The 981-nt window shown below is 66.4% G+C and carries 1 protein-coding gene; it reads left to right on the top strand.

The genetic code is table 11. The features are described 5' to 3' along the window. Positions 1 to 16: 16 nt before the first annotated feature. Positions 17 to 981, top strand: a 965-nt coding sequence (locus ADK57_RS12680) for a Clp protease N-terminal domain-containing protein (protein ID WP_159050052.1), incomplete at its 3' end; no start/stop codon positions are given.

The following is a 981-nucleotide window of genomic DNA, read 5'->3' as shown; positions in this document are numbered from 1 at the left end:
TGAGGAGCGATTAACGATGTTCGAGAGGTTCACCGACCGCGCGCGGCGGGTTGTCGTCCTGGCTCAGGAAGAAGCCCGGATGCTCAACCACAACTACATCGGCACCGAGCACATCCTCCTGGGCCTGATCCATGAGGGTGAGGGTGTCGCCGCCAAGGCCCTTGAGAGCCTCGGGATTTCGCTCGAGGCGGTCCGCCAGCAGGTGGAGGAGATCATCGGGCAGGGCCAGCAGGCCCCGTCCGGGCACATCCCCTTCACTCCCCGTGCCAAGAAGGTCCTGGAGCTGTCGCTCCGGGAGGCCCTTCAGCTGGGTCACAACTACATCGGCACGGAGCACATCCTGCTCGGCCTGATCCGTGAGGGCGAGGGCGTGGCCGCCCAGGTCCTGGTCAAGCTGGGCGCTGATCTCAACCGGGTGCGGCAGCAGGTCATCCAGTTGCTCTCCGGTTACCAGGGCAAGGAGACCGCCGCCGCCGGCGGGCCTGCCGAGGGCACGCCCTCGACGTCCCTGGTCCTTGACCAGTTCGGCCGTAACCTCACCCAGGCTGCTCGTGAGTCCAAGCTCGACCCGGTCATCGGGCGCGAGAAGGAGATCGAGCGGGTCATGCAGGTGCTGTCCCGCCGCACGAAGAACAACCCGGTTCTGATCGGTGAGCCCGGTGTCGGCAAGACCGCCGTCGTCGAGGGTCTGGCTCAGGCCATCGTCAAGGGTGAGGTGCCCGAGACCCTCAAGGACAAGCACCTCTACACCCTGGACCTCGGTGCGCTGGTCGCCGGCTCCCGTTACCGCGGTGACTTCGAGGAGCGGCTGAAGAAGGTCCTCAAGGAGATCCGCACCCGTGGCGACATCATCCTGTTCATCGACGAGCTGCACACGCTGGTCGGTGCGGGTGCCGCCGAGGGCGCCATCGACGCGGCCTCGATCCTGAAGCCGATGCTGGCCCGCGGTGAGCTCCAGACCATCGGCGCCACCACACTTGA

It is taken from the genome of Streptomyces sp. MMG1533 (assembly GCF_001279775.1).
Taxonomy (GTDB): Bacteria; Actinomycetota; Actinomycetes; order Streptomycetales; family Streptomycetaceae; genus Streptomyces.
Note: the sequence above shows the minus strand (reverse complement) of the source record. Positions and strands in the feature narration are given on the sequence as shown.